Consider the following 16,741-nt stretch of genomic DNA (forward strand, 5'->3'; position numbering starts at 1 on the left):
CGCGGTTACCCCATCGCGTTGCGAGAAACGATAAGCGAGAAGCGAAAACCTGACTTTCCCAACGTCCAGATGTTGATTTTCGAAACTCGCTGCTCGCGACTCGTCACGGTTGCTCTATCGCGCCGCCAGCGACGCTCCTGCGGTGGTTAGCGCGGATCGCTGCTTTCATTGGATTGTCCGTCGTTGGCTTCCGGTGGCGGGGTGTTGTCGTCCCCATTACCTTCCTTTTCTGCCGAATGTGTTTCCAAATTCAGCTGGTCGCCGTTGCCATTGCGGATATGGATATCCAGCTGGCTGAAGGCGATTTCCACGCCGTGCTCATGGCAGAGGGCATCGATGTGGCGGTTTAACTCGTCGGTGGCGGCCAGGCGGTCGTTGATGTCATCCACGTGGACGCGCAGTTCATGGTCCAGGGTGCTGGCGCCAAAGCCCATGAACAGTACAACAGGTTCCGGGTCGCGCAGTACGCGCCGGTTTTCTTTAGCGGCCTGGAGCAGGATGTCGCGGCATTTCTGCAAATCGGAGCCGTAGGCAAAGCCGACTTTGAGGATGATCCGGGTCACCGTATCGGACAGGGACCAGTTGATCAGCCGTTCGGTGACGAACACCTTGTTGGGCACCAGGATTTCCTTGCGGTCGAAATCGATCAAGGTGGTGGCGCGGATGCGAATGCGGCTGACGGTGCCATCCAGGTTGTTGATGGTAATCACGTCACCGATGCGAATCGGGCGCTCGAACAGCAGGATGATGCCGGAGATAAAGTTGGCAAAGATTTCCTGCAGGCCAAAACCCAGCCCCACGCCCAGTGCCGCCACCAGCCATTGCATCTTGTCCCAGCTCAGGCCCAGAGCACCCAGGGTGAGAATGATGCCGCTGGCGACAATCACGTAGGAGAGCAGGGTGGTAGTGGCGTAGCTGGTGCCCTGGCGCAGATCCATGCGCGATAGCACCAACACCTCGAGCAAGCCGGGCAGGTTGCTGGCGAGCAGGAAGGTCACGGCACCAATGACCAGCGAGGCAATCACGTCGCCCAGGCTGATTGGGGAGGTGGTGGCGGCCTGGCCGGCCCCTTCGGCGGTTTCCCACAGGACGATGTTGTCGGTATAGGCGAAGGCGTGCAAAACGTCTGCCCAAACCCAATACACCAGCAGGCCGACCACGGCCACCAGTGCCAGGCGTATCAGGCGCAGGGATTGCTGGTTCACTTGTTTCAGGTCCAGTTGCGGCTCTTCCACTTCCACGGCTTCAGCGCTGCTGGTGTCTTTTTGTTCGGCATCGCGTTGTGCCACGGCACGCTTGTAGGAAAGCCGCTGAGCAGCCACGGCGAGGCCGCGCACGGCGGTGGCATCCAGGACAATCCACAGCGCAATCAGGTAGAGGCTGTAGATCATGTGCCCGGTGAGGCGTACCGAGGTGTAATAGTAGCCCACGCCAGTCAGCACGATCAGGGTGAGTGGGGCAAGAATGCACAGGGCGGTGGCCAGGGTTTTCATGGTGCGGCTGTAATGGCGCCCGGGGTAGGACTGCGCCACCCAGGGCAGGCTCACCATGATGGTGATCATGGAGGCCATCATGATCACCAGGCCGAGCCGGTCATTACTGAGCTGCGCGGGCCACTGGTCACCGAAAGCCACCAGGAAGGTGAGCGGGATTAATGCCAGCCCGGTCACCAGCAGGCGGCGGCGCATCTGATGGTTGTATTCCATGTTCCAGCGGAAATGGCGCTGTGCAATACCGTTGGTTTTCAGCAACCGGTAGAGCACCTCAAACACCAGCCATAGCAAGGCGATCTGGGCCACCGCGGCGCCCATGACGCTGCTGAACGTACCGGGCTGCACCCATAGCCCGGCGGCCAGCAGGCCAAGGAAAAGCGGGACAGGTGCTGCAATCAGAAAGGTGTACAGCAGGCTCAGTGGGGTGTGGGCCTGGCTGTCACGGCGCAGGAAGCCCACGTCCTTGTTCATTTCGTCGATGCGCGTTTTGAGTTTGCTGCGCACCACTACCAGCAGCGCGGCAGGAATGAGCAGCCCGATCAGCCAGACCCACTTGCGGCTCAACAGGCTGCTGGTGCCTTGCCACAGGTCGCCCCAGGGCATGGTTTTAACCTGTTCCATCAATTCTTTTGGCAGCTTGCCGAGCCATTCAAAACTCAACGGCTGGTTGCTGGGCATCCAGAAGGTTTGTTCGGAAATGGTGTTGTGCAGGCTGCGGGTAATCTTGCGCAGCTGTTCATGGCTCAGCTGGGTGCGAGTGAGGATGGCCAGCTGGCGGCTCAGCTCCTGGTCCAGCTGGTCGTAGATGGCGAGGCGCTCTTCGCGGAGGATGGAAAAGGCCTGTTCCAGTTCCGGGCTCAGGGGTTTGTCGGCCTGGGCCTGTGAGGGCAGGGGCGCATCATCCAGATCCTGCATGGCTCGCTCGATATCGAACTGGCTGAGGCGAGCGTTGGAAATGTCCTTATCAAGATCCAGTTCCCCCTGGTCCTGGGGAAGACTCTTCTGCTGTTCGTAAAGAATGCGAGAGAGCAGCAGGCTGCCATCAAGCATGCGAATCTGGTCGTTGACGGTGGAAGACAGAGAGCGCGCCTTGTCCAGTTCGGTCTTGGTGTTGACCGCTTCACGCAGCAGGCTGTTGACGCTTTCGCTGGCACCGGCCAGTTGTTCACGCAGGGCCCGGTTCTTTTCCATGGCTTTCTGGACCTGGGGGTGCTCCAGCACGCTTTGTGGAAGATCGGTTTCCGGGGAGTTGGCGGTTTCCTCCAGCTGATTCAGGCGGCGCTCATTGATGAGTGGCTGCAGGGCGTCCAGTTTTGCTTCGATGATGAGCTGGTGCTGTTTGTCGCTCTGTTGCCTCAGGCGGGCGATGTCCTGTTGCTTGTCGACGATAGCGAGCTCCTGGTTATAACGCTCAATGCGTGATTCCAGAGCTTGCATCTCCGTGTTCAGCGCCCGTGTCTGCAAATCGGACAAGGCTTCACCTTCTTCATCGACCCCCTGATTGAGGCGGGTGCGAATGGTGTCCAGCCGGTCCATGGCTTTGCTGATCTCGTTCTGGGCCTGTTCCGGCAGAGTCTGGGCGCGGGTCAGGTCGCTGTTGGCGTCAGCCAGGTCTTCCTGGTTGGCTTCCAGGGCATCCAGCTCGCTGATCAGCGCTTTCACCAGGTCGTCCAGGGTTTTGCTGGCATAGTGTTTTTTCCAGTCGGTTTGCCGCTCCTGGCGCAGGCGCATGAGTTCGCCGTTGAGGCGTGTGCGTTGGCTGGGGGCTTGCCGGGCAAAGGTTTTCAGGTCCTTGATCTTTTCCTGGTTGCTATCGATCTCCTGCCGGAATTTCAGGGTTTGCTTGAGTTGTTCCTTATCCGGATTGTCCGTGCCGTCGGATTTTTTTTCGCTGGTTTCGGTGAGCTGCTTTTGCAGGTCGCCGACACCGGGCAGGGAAAAACTGCCGGGCTGCGCAATGGCGAGAACGGGTAGCAATATCAGCAGTGCGACAGGCAGTCGTCGATCCATAACAACGAGGCTCCAGGAAAGTGTTGATGTCTTTGTATCACAGGGTTGAGCGCATTGCCTTCCCGGTGGTTTGTGCGGCCTTTGCAGAACGTCTTGCTGAGCGTACAAGGGGCGCGTTATCGATGGCTGATTCGCCGCAGCAGTTGGCGAACCAGGCCGAGTTCCCGGTCGCTGGCCAGGGGCAGTAATTCGTCCACCCATTGGTGAAGATTTTCGTTTGGCTGTATGCGCAGGGCTGCCAGAAGCTGGTGCAGCGCCTGGCGGGTGTGGCCGAAGGTGATCGGGTCCGCTTCGGGCTGCACTGTCGCCGGCCGTTTGCGCAATTCCCATGCATAGACCATCACGGCCTGGCCCAGGTTCAGTGACGGTTGTGCCTGCGCCAGTGGAATACTGCTGGCCAGATCGCAGCGGGCCACTTCATCACCGGTCAGGCCGCTGGCTTCCCGGCCGAAGACAATGGCGACACGTTGCACGCTGTTTCCCTTGCCAGCGACCAGTTCGGCGCAATGATCCGCATCCACATAACGGTCTTTCTGCAGGCGGTGCCGGGCGGTACAGGCAATGCTCAGGTCCACATCGGCCAGCGCCTGATCCAGGGAGTCCACGACCATGGCCTGCTCCAGCACGTCGTTGCTGTGGTGTGCGACCCACTGGGCGGCGCGCATATCCCCCGGGTTAACCAGTCGCAACTCTTTGAAACCCATGGTTTTTATGGCGCGGGCAGCGGCGCCGATGTTTTCTCCGCGAGCGGGTTCCACGAGAACAAAAACGATGTCCATGTATTGTCACTTCTTCATGGCAGGGTGTGCAGGTGCCCATTCTATACGAGGGGCGGGCATGGAGAGGAGACGAAAAAGGAAGGCCGGCGCCGAGCGAATGGCAAGGTGTGGCCTGTCAGGAAATGTCCACTTTTTGTCCGTCTGAGCCCTTGGGTTGGTATGCAGGGTTGTTTATTGTTTGATCAATAAACACAAAAAGTTACATAACCACAATAACGGGAGGGGACCCCCATGAAGAAGCTTGCACTCACCGGCCTGCTGGCCGCCGCTGTTCTGTCATCGCCTGCCCAGGCGTTCCAGCAAATTACTCACAAGCGCATCGCCATCGATGCAGTGAACTACATGAAGGCGCACCCGACGACCACGGAATACAACCGCCTCAAGAGTTGGGTCAACGCGGCCGGCTACAGCATGGACCAGTTCGCGGAAGTGATTGGGCAGGGCGCCTACGACGTGGACGATTTCCAGGATACCTACCTGTGCGGCGCGGTCACCGGGGATTGTGTGTATGCGCCGGTCTTCAATGCCGGGGCCTCACTGGTGAACTACACCTCCTACTGGCATTTCCAGAACCACACTCGCGGTTCCGACGTTCACGGCAATGACTTGGGCGGTTACAACTATGACCTGCTCACCGTCTGGGGTGATATCGACAACCTGGCCGCGACCTGGCTGGTGGGTGACTACATGGACGATGGTAACGGGGGCATGACCGGCTGGTGCTTCTGGAGCTGCGCCGATGACAGCGAGTACAACACCTACGGCGTGACCGAAGCCAACTATCGTCAGGGCAGTACTTCCAGCAAGTCCATGTACGATGACTTCGAGGAAATGCCGTTCCAGCCCATCGATAACCTGGGCCAGTACTGGTACAGCCAGTTCCTCGCCAACCCCACTGCCCAGACCCTGGGTTTCGTAATGCACACCACCGACCTGCTGCAGCCGCACCATGTGTGGACGACCTCGGCACTGAATCACAGTGGCTGGGAATCCTGGGTGGCGGATTACTACGACAGCGAGAACCTGAACAACACCGCTTTGGTGGATCAGGCCCTGACGGATTTCACCCCGCTTGCTAGCGCCAGCAATGACATTCGCCCCTTGCTGACTCAAGGCGGTGCCATGGCTTACAGCAACGGCGGGATCGTGCTGTCCAGCACCGACCACTCGGACCGGGTGCAGGTAGCACAGGTGGTGATTCCCCATGCCATCGCCATGGTGGTGCATGTGCTGAATCATGCCGCTGTGAAAGTTAATCCCTGATAAGAAGACGCAACAAGCGGCATGCATCACGCTACACGTAAAAGCACGTGCAGGGAGATGCGTGTCCGCGTTTTATCAATAAGTACCAATAAGTACCAATAATAAGATAGAGGAAAACGGCCATGGGATTGCATCGATGGGTGTTGGCCATTGGGTTCGCGGCTGTTGCGCTGGCCGGTTATGCGAGCTGGCAGCGTTGGGGGCCGTTGCCCGATAACGTGGCAGCAAGCGTGGATGGCAGCGTGATTCCGGTGGATACCCTGAATGTGTTTGTGGCTGCGGCACAGCGCAGCGAACCGCAGGTCAGCCGTGAAACCGTGCTCAAGGGGCTGGTGGAAAACCGGTTGTTGGCGGCCCTGGCCCATGACCATGACGACCTGGCCGCCCACGGACATGCCGACACCAGTCGGGTGGGCTACGATGCGCAGACTCGCCATGAACAACAACGCTTCAAACTGATTCGTACGGCTTTTGCCGATGACCTGCGGGTAGCGGTGGAAGAAAGCGGCATGGCCGACAGTCTGGATTATCTGACCGAGCCGTTGTTGCTGTCTGAGGACGCGTTGGCTCCGTTGCTATCACTGGAACAGGCGTTGTACGCCACCATGACCGAGGCCCAGCAGCAGGCGGCCAGCCAGCTGGCGATTGCCCGCTATCGTTTTGCGGAGGATCAGCCAGAGCAGACGCTGACGCTGTGGGATCTGTATCGTCGGCAGAACATCCAGCTGAAAGTACAGATGCACAACCTCAATACCGGCTTTATCCGTGAAGCGATCAAGCAGCAGCTCACCATGGAGTTTGTGTTCTACTGGTTTGATCAACACTCCGGTTTGTCGGCCCGCGCCATTGCGGCAGTGGATGATTGTATTGATGACGCCATGAGCCGCGACGAGCTGCTCCATGACCTGGGGCTGATGCACGATATCCATGACGATAATCCGCAGTTACGGGCGCTGGCGGCTGAAGTGAGCAAGGACCAGATCGCCGCGTATTACCAACAGCACCAGGACGAATTTACCCGTGTGGAGCGCGTTCACGCTTACCACTTGCGGGTGAACAGCCAGGCCGAAGCCGACCGGATTTATTCCGAGCTGCGGGCCATTCAACAAGACGATAATGCCAATCCCGGCGAGGCATTTGTCGACGCGGTGGCGCGTTACTCCGTTGCCGGAGATCGCGAGCAGGGTGGGGCGCTGGGCTGGGTCGACCGTGATAGCCGTGAGGATCACTGGACCCGGGCGCTGGCGTTTGTACAACCCGTCCAGCGAGTGTCACCGCCGTTCCGTAGCCCGGCCACAGACAGTGCGCCGTACTGGGAGCTACTCTGGGTGGACCAGAAAGAAATGGGCTACCAGCGTGTGGACAGCGAATCGGTACGTTACCGGGCGGCCCAGGCCATTGCCCGGGAGCAGATGCAGCAGCGTTTTCAGATCTTGCTGGCGGATGCCACCGAGGCGGCGGCGTTGCGGGTCAACCACGAGGTGTTGTGATGGCGGTGGGTGAGTGCCGGCCAGGCCAGACGGGGAGCTATCAGCGCCAGCAGGGACGGTTGCGCCCCGGGTTGCTGGCCGGATTGCTGATAGCCGCGTGCGCCAGCGCCTATTGGCTGTTGCCCCTGGCGCCGGCGGCACCGGCAGGCAACACAGCGGCGGGTGTGACTGCGGGCACGAGCCCTGATGCTGACACCAAAGTGGACGCCGCAGCGACGCCGGCAGCCCTGCCGATGATCGATACGGTGGCGGAACGTTCTCTGGCTATGCCGGAGAAGCGGGCGGATAACGCCCCGGCCGCGGTGCCGACACCTTCCCCCCAGGCCGTGGCGGCCCTGCGTCAAAGCATGCGAAACGGCGACCCACGCACGCCGCCGCTGGTTCGCAATACGGATTTACGCGAGCCGCCCAGCGCGGCCGAGCTGGCCGACCCGGCGCTGTATCAGCAGTACGAAGCGAGACAGAATCAGGCGGTTCGTGCCTCTTTCGTGGCGGCGGCGAATCGCAAAATGGCGGAGCTGGAAGGGCTGATCGCCAGGGGCAAGGAATTCGGCATTGCCCCTGAACAGCTGGAAGAAGGGATCGCCAAACTGGACAAGCTGCGTGAGCAGCGCGATCAGTTGGTGGCGCAGTACCCTGAGCTTGCAGCTGAAGAGGGGGCAGCAGAAGCAGAGGACGCTGAGGGTGCAGAAGGAGCTGGCGATACGTCGCAGGACTGAGCGCCCAGTTCGCGGGCGCTGTCCTGAATCTCGCTATCGTCCGGCGCCACCGACAAGGCCTGGCAGATACTCTGCCGGGCTTTTTTGCTGTCACCCGCTGCCTTCTGGGCATAGGCCAGGTTGTTCCAGGCGGCGGCCAGTTCCGGCTCATGCTGCACCGCATTTTCGAACGCCACCCGCGCGTCTTGCTGCTTGTCCTGCGCCCACAGGGCATTGCCATAGCCAAACCACAGCTGCCCGCTTTGCGGGAAGGCGTCCACGGCAGCGGGCCAGAAGGCGGCATTATTGGGCAGCGGCGAGATAGCCCGGAACAGCGCATCAGGCTCGGCGCTGGCGGGCAACTGGCCGGCTTCCACCAGCGTGAATCCCCACTGATCGGCCCTGGCCCAGGTGCGAATAAAGCGGTTCCAGTGGCTGCTGTCACTTTGCGTTGTGCCGCTGTGCAGCACCACGGTATCACCCTGATCCCGATAACCGGTGACCACGGCGAAGTGCCATTTCGGCCAGCGCGGTAGCGCCAGGTTCTGCATTACCAGCACCGGTCGGTTAGCCTGTAATTCCTGAAACAGGGCGTCAGCGGATTCCACCGGATAGGCCATCAGGCCGCGGCTACGGGCTGCAGCCCGCAGCTCAATGCCCAGTGAACCTTGGCGCTCCGGCAGCCAGACTTCGTCCACCAGTGCGTCGGCGCTGACTTCCTTGCCCGCCCATTGCAGCATCATCGCCAGGGCGGCTGGGCCGCATTGATACGCGTCCTGGGGGACAAAAGGCACCACCACCTGTTGCTCAGTGTGGACGCTGGCGCTTTGCGGAGGGGGAAAACTCTGGCAACCGCCCAGCGTTAACAGAACGGTTGCCAGCAGGGCGGCAACCGGTTTTCCGGAAAGCATGCCGCGCAATACGGTCACCATTAATTGACCGGGTCAATCACCGGGAAGACGTCGGTAGCGCCGAGCAGATCCAGAATCACCAGCACCAGGATGATAGCGAGTATCACGCCCAGTACACCCTGACCGGCGGGCAGCTCTTCGGATTTCTGAGCCAGCTGCTGCAGCTCGGAATCGGTGAGGCGGTCCAGTCGCTGGCTGACTTGCTCCTGGTTTACGCCGTATTCGCTCAGCGCCTGAGCGGCCACTTTATGATCCATCAGTTGCATGACTTGTTGTTTCATGGCCGCGCGATCCTGTTGCTGAATCACGGTGTCATTACCAATCATGGCGGCTTGTGCGGCGGGGACCATGAGCACTTGCATGAACAACAATACAAAGGCACTGAAAATACCGGTAACGCGTTTTGACGTGGTCATGAAGCATTCTCCTGTGTTCTTGAAAGGTTATACGCTACCAGTGTGACCGCTATTCAACAGGATCTCTGCGTGATCCGGGCGATCTTTTACAAGGACTTTACCGATATCGACCGCTTTAACCCCTTCACTATCAAGATGTTGCAGTGCCTGTTGTGCATAGCTGGCGGGCAGACAGAACAATAGCCCCCCGGCGGTTTGCGGGTCGCACAGGGCGGTAAGCAGGGCGTCGTCCACGGGCTGCGGTTGTTGGCAATGCACCAGTATCTGCCGGTTGGCGTCGCTGAGGGTGCTGGCCACGCCTCGGCGAATCAGTGCAAGCGTGCCGGGCAGCAGCGGTACCTTGTGGCAATCCACCGACAGGGTAACGTCGCTTTGCTGGCTGATTTCGTAGAGGTGGCCAAGTAACCCGAAGCCGGTGATATCGGTGCAGGCATTCACAGGTACATCCTGCAGGGCCCGTTGCGCAATATGGTTGCTGGTCAGCAGGTGGCGCAGTGTTGTGTCCAGCCAGGGGCCGTGGAATGCGGCACCATTGCTGTTGTTCGCCTGCATCAAGGCCGCCAATTGCACGCCGCTGCCCAATGGCTTGGTGAGGATCAACCGGTCGCCGTCACGGGCGCCATGTTTATGCCAGAGCTGTGCCGGGTCGGCCTGGCCGTTGACGGTGAACCCCGCGGCCATCTGTGGGCCTTCGATGGTGTGGCCTCCGACCAGGGTGCAGCCGGCTGCATTCAGTTCCCGGACGGCCCCGGTCATCATCCGTTGCAGGTCCCGGCCCTGCAGGCGCGGGTGGTGCCAGGGCAGGGTGATGTTGGCCAGCGCCGAGTGGGGTCGGGCATTCATGGCGTACAGATCACTGAGGCTGTGCAGGGCGGCGATGCGCCCGAACAGGTAGGGCTCATCGATAAAGGCGGGAAAGAAATCCAGGCTCTGGACCAGCCGCTGCCCGGCGGGCCAATTGATGATGGCGGCATCATCGGCGGCGTCTACGCCGGCTTCGATGCCCGGATTCATGACTGGCTGAAGTTCAGCCAGTGCTTCATGCAGGGCGTCGCTGCCGACCTTGGCGCCGCAGCCGGCGCAGTGCAGGGCGTCCGGGTCGGCGGGGGCGGTGGACATGGCGGGTAGCTGCCGATCGAACTTGGCCATGAAGGCCCGGTCGATATGGTCTTTCCAGCGCCATACCCAATGCCCGGCCAGGGACAGGTTGCCTCCCCGGCTGGCAATGGCGTCTTTGCCGCCGGCGGACAGCAGCGACAGGAATCGGGATTGCGGGCGATAGGCAGCCAGCGGTTGCCCTTGAATGGCCGCGCGCAGGTTGTCGGCCAGGGTGCGCGCCTGACGAACCGCATAGACCCCGGCCTTGGGCAGGGATATGGGGAAGGCGGCGCAGTCACCGGCGGCAAAAATGCGTGTATCGGAGAGCGTTTGCAGGCTTTCCGTGACGCGTACAAAACCCCGTTCGTCGCACTCCAGCCCGCTGTCTTCCAGTATCGCCAGGCCACGCACTCCCGTGCACCAGAGCACCCATTGGGCGGTTAGCGGCTGATCTCCCATCTGCAGTTGCTGTTGCGCATCACCGTGAACGCGACTGTGGGTATGCAGGGTGACGTTATGGGCTTGCAGCCGTTGGCGCATTTTCGCGCGCACGCTGGCGGGAAAGCCGGGCAGCAGTTCCCCGCCGGTGATCAGTTGAATCTCTGCCGCTTGCTGGCGGTTCTGGAAATGGTGGGCCATGGCCAGGGCCATTTCGGTACCGCCGGCCCCGGCACCGACCACCGCCAGTGAGGGCGTTTGCCCGCCGGCGTCGCGGCAGAGTTGTTGCCAGCGGGTATAAAAGCTGGCCACCGGTTTGACCGGCACAACGCTGTCGTGACCGTTGCCGATGGGCGAGAGATCCGGCGTGGCGCCCACGTCCAGGCTCAGCCAGTCGTAGGCCAGCTGGCTGCCATCGCTGAGCTGTAATTGCCGTTTCTTTGGATCAAGCTGTGTGACGCTGGCCTGAACAAACCGGCAGCCGCTGGCCTGGCATAACCGGTACACATCCACATGGGTGTCATCCAGCGTGTAGTGTCCGGCGATCAGCCCCGGCAACATGCCGGAATAGGCGCTCAGGCTGTCCGGAGACACCATAGTCAGGCGTACGCCGGGAATCGGTTTCATGGCCAGCATGCGCAGGGCCAGCGCGTGGCTGTGGCCGGCGCCGACAAAGACCAGATCGTATTGGGCGGAGGGGCTTATCACAGTGGCATCATCACAGTTGCAGGTCGCCTTGCAGGTAGCAGCGGGCGCTGCCGCTGAGGGTGACGCGGTCGCCTTTCAGCTGGCAGTGCAGCTCACCGCCACGGGCAGAGAGCTGGCGGGCATGGAGGGTGTTTTTGCCGAGTTTTTCTGCCCAGTAGGGCACCAGGGTGCAATGGGCCGAGCCGGTGACCGGGTCTTCCGGAACGCCTTTGGCCGGGGCAAAAAAACGGCTGACAAAATCACAGTCGTCGCCGGGAGCGGAAATCATTACCGCGAAGGTATCCAGCGCCGCGATGGCGGTGAAGTCGGGCTGGAAATTGCGTATCTGATCGGCGCTGTCCACGATGATCAGGGTGTCCCGGGCTTGCAGCACTTCGCGGATGGGCACATCCAGCGCCCGGGAAAACGGGGTGATGTCGGTGAGCGCGTGGGCCGGCCGTGACGGAAAATCCAGGCTTAACGTCTGCCCGCTGCGGGTCACGAACAAGGGGCCGGAGGCGGTAGAAAAGCGCACTCGTTCACCGGGAAAGTCCAGCGCATTGAACACCACCCAGGCGGCGGCCAGTGTCGCGTGACCACACAGGTCGACTTCCACCTGAGGGGTAAACCAGCGCAACGCATAGCCTTGATCGTCGGGCACCAGAAAGGCGGTTTCCGAAAGATTGTTTTCCAGTGCGATATTTTGCAGCAGGGCGTCGTCCAGCCAGTGCGTCAGCGGCACCACGGCGGCCGGGTTGCCGGCAAACAGGGCATTGGTAAAAGCGTCCACTTGGTACAGTTTCATAGTGCGACTCGTGTCTGCGTGTTCCCGGTATGCCGGTCAGCTGCTGGCCGGGGCTTTGTGTGCGGGGGTACCTTTGCCGGGCTGCAATCTCAGATGCCGTCGTATCGTACGCGACAGGGCGTCCACGCCCAGATTGAGCAACACTGTGGCCAGGATCAACAGTGCGGTTCGGTCAAAGCGGAATTCCGCCACACTGGAATCAATATAGAAACCCAGGGTGTGAATGCCAAGAATCCCCAGCACCGCCGTTTCGCGCATGATTACCTCCCAGCGATAGAGCAGGAAAGCGAGCAGGTTGGGGCTGATGCGCGGCAAGACCTCCCAGGCGTAGCGGTTGATCCCGCTGGGCGCGTCCGCCCGCAGGCGCAGGGTCTCACTGAAGCGGCCCGTCAGGTGGGCGACGATGGCGCCGGTATGCAGGGCAAGCGCAAAAATGCCGGGCAACATGGAGGGGCCGAGCAGGATCAGGAAAAAGAAGGCGAGGAAAAACTCCGGCGTGGTGCGCAGCACCACCAGCAGGCCATGGCCCAGCGTACGGCTGACCCGGTTACCGAATAACGGTGAGGTGAGGGGAAACAATACCAGTGCCAGTATGCCGGTGAGCAGTAGCGCGGCCAGCCCCAATACGCTGGTTTGCCACAGGCCGGGCCACAGCTGTTGCTGCCAGAGCATGGCGAACCATTGCCACAGTTCCAGCAGGCCACCGCCGTGGCGCAGGGGAGCAGGCACCAGATCCACGGTGACAAAACGCACCAGGGTGGACAGGTTGCCGGTAAAAACCGGTGGCGCCCACACCACGGCGGCGATCAAATACAGGGGGATCAGGGCCGGGCGCAGCCACCAGCGCAGGGTGAAAATCAGCGCAAAAAACAGGTACAGCAAAGCTGCGCCCTGATCGTAGACCCCTTCACGAAAAGCGGTTTCCAGATGAAAGCCCAGGGTGGGCAAACCGATAAAGCCGAGAATGGCGGAGGCGCGCAGGGCGCATTCCAGCCGGTAGCTGCCGTAGGCTTTAAAGGCCTGCCAGACCAGCGGCAGGCGGGCGAAGAAAAAGCGGCTGACGGCGGAGGTGCTGGCGGGCAGTGCATGGGAAGGAGCCGGGTCTGATTCTTCGAGAAATTCGCCGAATACCTTGGCAAAGATACCCGCATAGGGAATGGCGATGGCCAGTACCCCGGTGAGCGTGCTCAGGCCGGCAACCTGTAATAGCAGCAGGCCCCAGAACAGCTCATGGACGGCGCGGATGCTGGCGGCGAAACCGCGTACCGCCCGTGACGACCAGCCGATTGCCATCACAAAACCGAACAGGGCGGCCAGCGCGGTGCCCTGCCAGGCAAAGGCCAGGGTATTGGCCAACGCCTGGCCCAGCTGTTCGGTGGCAAAAAAGTCCGGGGCCATAAACCCCCTGGCCATGCGCAGCAGTTCATGGCCAGGGCTGGAACGGGCGATTTCCAGGTCGGCCAGCAACAGTGCCACCAGCCCGGCCAGGGCAAGACCACCGGTGGTGCGCCGCCAGCGACTGGCCGTGGTGTTCAGCGGCGGGCAGGCGGGAGGCATGGTAGGGCGTTCACTGCTACGCATCGTCCTGATACAAGGCATCCAGATCGCTAAGGGACAGCGACCGGGTGGCGGCGTCGAGGACGATTTGGCCCTGCTGCAGGCCGATGATCCGATCGCTGCAGGCCAGAGCCAACGCCCGATCATGCAGGGCAATCACGGCACTGTGGTGGCGAGCCAGTGACAGGGTGAGCAGGGCAAGGCCCTGATGTTCGTCCAGGCTGGAGACCGGCTCGTCGGCGAGCAGAACCGGGCGTTGGGTGTAGAGGGCCCGGCCCAGCGCGGTGCGTTGCGCCTGGCCGCCGGAGAGTTGGTCGACACTGGTGAACAACTTGTCGTGAAGCGACAGGTCGGTGGCCAGCGCGCCCACCTGTTCACGCTCGTGTCGACTGGGGGCTATCAGGTTGCGCAGGTTGGTGAGGGTGCGGTTGCGCGACAGGGCGCCCATGTAGATGTTGTGGAACACGCTCAGCATCGGCACCAGGGCGCCCGCCTGGGGGCACCAGGCACAGATACTTTCCTGTTGGCTGCGCAGGGCATCGAGAAGGGTGGACTTGCCAGCACCGGAAGGGCCGAGCAGGGCAACTTTCTCGCCCTGCTCAATGGTCAGTGTCAGGCTGTCGAAGACAACCTGATCGCCATGGCCCAGCCGGGCCTGCTGAAAATCAAACACGCCGGAATTTAGCCTGTGGCCGTTAGTCCAGCAGGCCGATGGCGCTGGCGGTGTCCTCGATGGGGGCATAGTCCGCATTGGAGGCCGGAATAAATTTTTCCCGGGGGAAAGCCTGCAGCAGTGCCGGATCGTCGATGGACAGCAGGGTTTCAGTAACGCGCTGGCTGAAGCCTTCGCCGAAGCGCTCATTCAGATCGCCGCGAACGGTCCAGTGGTAGTCCGGGTAGGTGGGGGTTTCCCAGATCACACTGACCTTGCTGGTATCGATTTTGCCTTCCGCCAGCTCGCGCTCCCAGACTTTGAAATTCACCGCGCCAGTGGCGTAAGCCCCGCTTTGTACCAGGGCGATGGTACGGCTGTGGTCCCCGGAGAAACCGACTTTCTCGAACAGATCTTCCGGCGCCTTGTTAAAGGTCTCGCGCAGATAGAATTCCGGCATCAGGCGGCCAGATGTGCTGCCCTTGGAACCGAAGGTGAATGATGGCTGGGCAATAAAGTCTTGACCCAGTGTTTCGACAGGTTCGAGGCCGGTGCTGCTGTTGGCAATGAAATACGACTTGAAAGCGGTGTCTTCCTGGCCCTGGGCAATGGCCTTGGAACCGGGGACAAGACGCCGGGCCTGAACGCCGGACAGGCCGCCGAACCAGGCCATTTGCACCTCATCGTTGCGGAAGGCAGTCACTGCGGCAGCGTAGGATTTCACCGGTACGTATTTCACCGGCACGCCCAGCTGTTCTTCCAGATGGGCGGCGATGCTACCGAACCGTTTTACCAGCTGGGATTCATCCTGATCCGGAATCGCCGTAAAGGTGAAGGTATCGGTTTTGGGGTCATTACAGGCAGATAGGAGCAGGGCAGCGGCCAGTGCAGCCAGAAATTTCAAACGCATTGTTGTCTCCGTTCAATAGGGAGGCTTACCGAACTTTATGAGGGAACGTACACAGGACGATTGCGGGTTCGGCCATACGCAACCGTTGCGCGCAGTATAGCGGCTTGCGCGGGGTTTTGCGTCAGCGGTTGTTGAGGAAATCGCTGACTTCGGCACGGGTGCCCTGGAAGACGATGGTGCCGACCCGGCGCGACAGCATGTAGTCGTACATGGGGTCGTAATAATCGGCGAGCAGGTTGTGGATCCATTCGCGGTGCAGCTCGGTATCGCCGCAGGCGGCTTGCACGGCCAGGGCTTCCTGAAGTTGCTGGCGCAGCTGCTGATGGCGAATACCACCCAGGCGGCGGCGAATGCGGTCCATGGCCGCCAGCAGTTCATCGCCGAGCTGCTTGAGAGCATCCTGCTCACCGAAGTAGTGGGCATACTCCTGCAGCGGGCCGATCACGTAATCTTCCAGGGTCACCTGCACGCGGGCGTCCAGGGATTCCTCGATCACGATACGTGGCTGCGCCTTGATCTGGTCTTGCAGTGAAAAGGGCAGATGGCAACGACCGATCAGCTTGCTTTCGTCTTCCACCAGAATACGGGCAGGCTGGGCGGCACGCTGTTTGATCAGGGCGATGGACAGGGTATTTTCAAAATCGATTTGGCTGGGCTGACCGCCGGGGCGTCGGCCGAAAGAGGAGCCGCGATGGTGGGCCAGCCCTTCCAGATCGATGGCGTTGGCCTGTTGTTCAATCACCCGTGTCTTGGCACAGCCGGTGCGGCCGCATAGCACCTCCAGTGGCAGGCTGGCGATACAGGCTTCCATTTCATCAATCAGAAACCGGCGCAGTGCTTTGTAACCACCGGTGACCAGCGGTGCATCGATGCCTGCTTCGCGCAGCCAGGCCTGGGTGGTCTGGCTGCGCAGCCCACCACGGAAGCAATACAGATAACCGTCCGGGTTGGTCTGCCACCACTGCTGCCAGGCCTGCATGCGCCGTTCCCGCTCTTCGCCGCTGACCAGCTTGTTACCCAGGTCAATGGCCGCCTGCTGGCCCTGCTGCTTGTAACAGATGCCAATCTGGTGACGCTCGTCATCGTTGATCAGGGCGATATTGGTGGCACCGGGAAAGGCGCCTTTGGCAAATTCCACGGGGGCGCGCACGTCCAGCAGGGGCGTGTCGTTCAGGAAAAGGGAAAGGAAATCACGGGTATCGTCTCGCATGGGGAGCGAGTTTAGAACAGCTACAAGCTACAAGCTACAAGTCGGAAAGTTCCTCGTAGTCCGCAACTTCTACGAAGCCGCTGTAGGAGTACCTCTTGAGGTGCGAACCGCGCTTGCGCGGAAATCGCCCGCAGGGCGATCAGGAGTCTCAAAACTCGACGGGTTCCAGAAAGAATGGCGGAAGGATCTTGATCTTTGCCGCCTCGCTAGGCCCGGTTCGCACCTCAAGAGGTGCTTGTATGTTTGAATGCTCTTCCTGCAACCATGCAGGACTTGCCGGGGTGGAGGGACCAAAGGAGCATCTGACCCAAGGGTACAGACGGT

At 61.0% G+C, this 16,741-nt stretch carries 13 protein-coding genes; 3 read left to right on the forward strand and 10 right to left on the reverse strand.

The genetic code is table 11. From position 1 onward, the window contains the following. Positions 1–146: 146 nt before the first annotated feature. Positions 147–3,503 carry a mechanosensitive channel MscK gene (mscK, locus tag COA55_RS05360; protein WP_290500928.1) on the reverse strand — a complete coding sequence of 1,119 codons (3,357 nt, stop codon included), beginning with the start codon at positions 3,501–3,503 and terminating at the stop codon, positions 147–149. A gap of 116 nt (positions 3,504–3,619) precedes the next feature. Further along, a complete protein-coding gene (locus COA55_RS05365) occupies positions 3,620–4,282 on the reverse strand; it encodes a tRNA/rRNA methyltransferase (RefSeq protein ID WP_290500929.1) in 663 nt (220 codons plus the stop codon). Positions 4,283–4,513: 231 nt separating this feature from the next. On the opposite strand from COA55_RS05365, the gene COA55_RS05370 reads away from it, so the two are divergent. The 3 genes from COA55_RS05370 (at position 4,514) to COA55_RS05380 (ending at position 7,754) form a co-directional block, all read left to right on the forward strand. Next, positions 4,514–5,545, forward strand: a complete 1,032-nt coding sequence (locus COA55_RS05370) for a hypothetical protein (RefSeq protein ID WP_063518908.1) — start codon at positions 4,514–4,516, stop codon at positions 5,543–5,545. Between the two features lie 122 nt (positions 5,546–5,667). Further along, on the forward strand, positions 5,668–7,035 hold the full coding sequence (locus COA55_RS05375) for a peptidyl-prolyl cis-trans isomerase (RefSeq protein WP_290500931.1): 1,368 nt from the start codon (positions 5,668–5,670) through the stop codon (positions 7,033–7,035). Further along, positions 7,032–7,754: a hypothetical protein gene (locus COA55_RS05380; protein WP_290500932.1), complete on the forward strand. Its 723-nt coding sequence runs from the start codon at positions 7,032–7,034 to the stop codon at positions 7,752–7,754. Before COA55_RS05375 ends, COA55_RS05380 begins: the two co-directional genes overlap by 4 nt. Here the strand turns inward: COA55_RS05380 and COA55_RS05385 are convergent. From COA55_RS05385 to mnmH, 8 genes are all read right to left on the reverse strand, one after another. Next, entirely contained in the window at positions 7,652–8,665 is a 1,014-nt protein-coding gene (locus tag COA55_RS05385) for a PA2778 family cysteine peptidase (RefSeq protein WP_290500933.1), read from the reverse strand. The genes COA55_RS05380 and COA55_RS05385 overlap by 103 nt on opposite strands. Then, a complete protein-coding gene (locus COA55_RS05390) occupies positions 8,665–9,060 on the reverse strand; it encodes a PA2779 family protein (RefSeq protein ID WP_290500934.1) in 396 nt (131 codons plus the stop codon). Before COA55_RS05390 ends, COA55_RS05385 begins: the two co-directional genes overlap by 1 nt. 27 nt (positions 9,061–9,087) lie before the next feature. After that, entirely contained in the window at positions 9,088–11,304 is a 2,217-nt protein-coding gene (gene selD / locus COA55_RS05395; RefSeq protein ID WP_290500935.1) for a selenide, water dikinase SelD, read from the reverse strand. 10 nt (positions 11,305–11,314) lie between these two features. Further along, positions 11,315–12,088 carry a PhzF family phenazine biosynthesis protein gene (locus COA55_RS05400; RefSeq protein ID WP_290500937.1) on the reverse strand — a complete coding sequence of 258 codons (774 nt, stop codon included), beginning with the start codon at positions 12,086–12,088 and terminating at the stop codon, positions 11,315–11,317. Positions 12,089–12,124: 36 nt separating this feature from the next. Further along, positions 12,125–13,645: an ABC transporter permease gene (locus COA55_RS05405; RefSeq protein ID WP_290500938.1), complete on the reverse strand. Its 1,521-nt coding sequence runs from the start codon at positions 13,643–13,645 to the stop codon at positions 12,125–12,127. Between the two features lie 16 nt (positions 13,646–13,661). Beyond that, positions 13,662–14,318 carry an ATP-binding cassette domain-containing protein gene (locus tag COA55_RS05410; protein ID WP_290500939.1) on the reverse strand — a complete coding sequence of 219 codons (657 nt, stop codon included), beginning with the start codon at positions 14,316–14,318 and terminating at the stop codon, positions 13,662–13,664. Between the two features lie 22 nt (positions 14,319–14,340). Continuing rightward, the gene (locus tag COA55_RS05415) at positions 14,341–15,207 is read right to left on the reverse strand and encodes a putative selenate ABC transporter substrate-binding protein (protein ID WP_290500940.1); all 867 of its coding nucleotides are present in this window, start codon (positions 15,205–15,207) and stop codon (positions 14,341–14,343) included. 121 nt (positions 15,208–15,328) lie between these two features. Continuing rightward, positions 15,329–16,417 (reverse strand): tRNA 2-selenouridine(34) synthase MnmH, encoded by a 1,089-nt coding sequence (mnmH, locus tag COA55_RS05420; RefSeq protein WP_290500941.1) that lies wholly within the window; start codon positions 16,415–16,417, stop codon positions 15,329–15,331. Positions 16,418–16,741: the final 324 nt, after the last annotated feature.

Source organism: Alcanivorax sp., from assembly GCF_002733835.1.
Lineage (GTDB): Bacteria > Pseudomonadota > Gammaproteobacteria > Pseudomonadales > Alcanivoracaceae > Alcanivorax.

Bases quoted from the DNA above. Each gene is read 5' to 3' on its own strand.
- COA55_RS05390 (WP_290500934.1), bottom strand. From the start codon at position 9,060: ATGACCACGTCAAAACGCGTTACCGGTATTTTCAGTGCCTTTGTATTG.
- mscK (WP_290500928.1), bottom strand. From the start codon at position 3,503: ATGGATCGACGACTGCCTGTCGCACTGCTGATATTGCTACCCGTTCTC.
- COA55_RS05405 (WP_290500938.1), bottom strand. From the start codon at position 13,645: ATGCCTCCCGCCTGCCCGCCGCTGAACACCACGGCCAGTCGCTGGCGG.
- COA55_RS05365 (WP_290500929.1), bottom strand. From the start codon at position 4,282: ATGGACATCGTTTTTGTTCTCGTGGAACCCGCTCGCGGAGAAAACATC.
- COA55_RS05415 (WP_290500940.1), bottom strand. From the start codon at position 15,207: ATGCGTTTGAAATTTCTGGCTGCACTGGCCGCTGCCCTGCTCCTATCT.
- COA55_RS05375 (WP_290500931.1), top strand. From the start codon at position 5,668: ATGGGATTGCATCGATGGGTGTTGGCCATTGGGTTCGCGGCTGTTGCG.
- COA55_RS05385 (WP_290500933.1), bottom strand. From the start codon at position 8,665: ATGGTGACCGTATTGCGCGGCATGCTTTCCGGAAAACCGGTTGCCGCC.
- COA55_RS05370 (WP_063518908.1), top strand. From the start codon at position 4,514: ATGAAGAAGCTTGCACTCACCGGCCTGCTGGCCGCCGCTGTTCTGTCA.
- mnmH (WP_290500941.1), bottom strand. From the start codon at position 16,417: ATGCGAGACGATACCCGTGATTTCCTTTCCCTTTTCCTGAACGACACG.
- COA55_RS05400 (WP_290500937.1), bottom strand. From the start codon at position 12,088: ATGAAACTGTACCAAGTGGACGCTTTTACCAATGCCCTGTTTGCCGGC.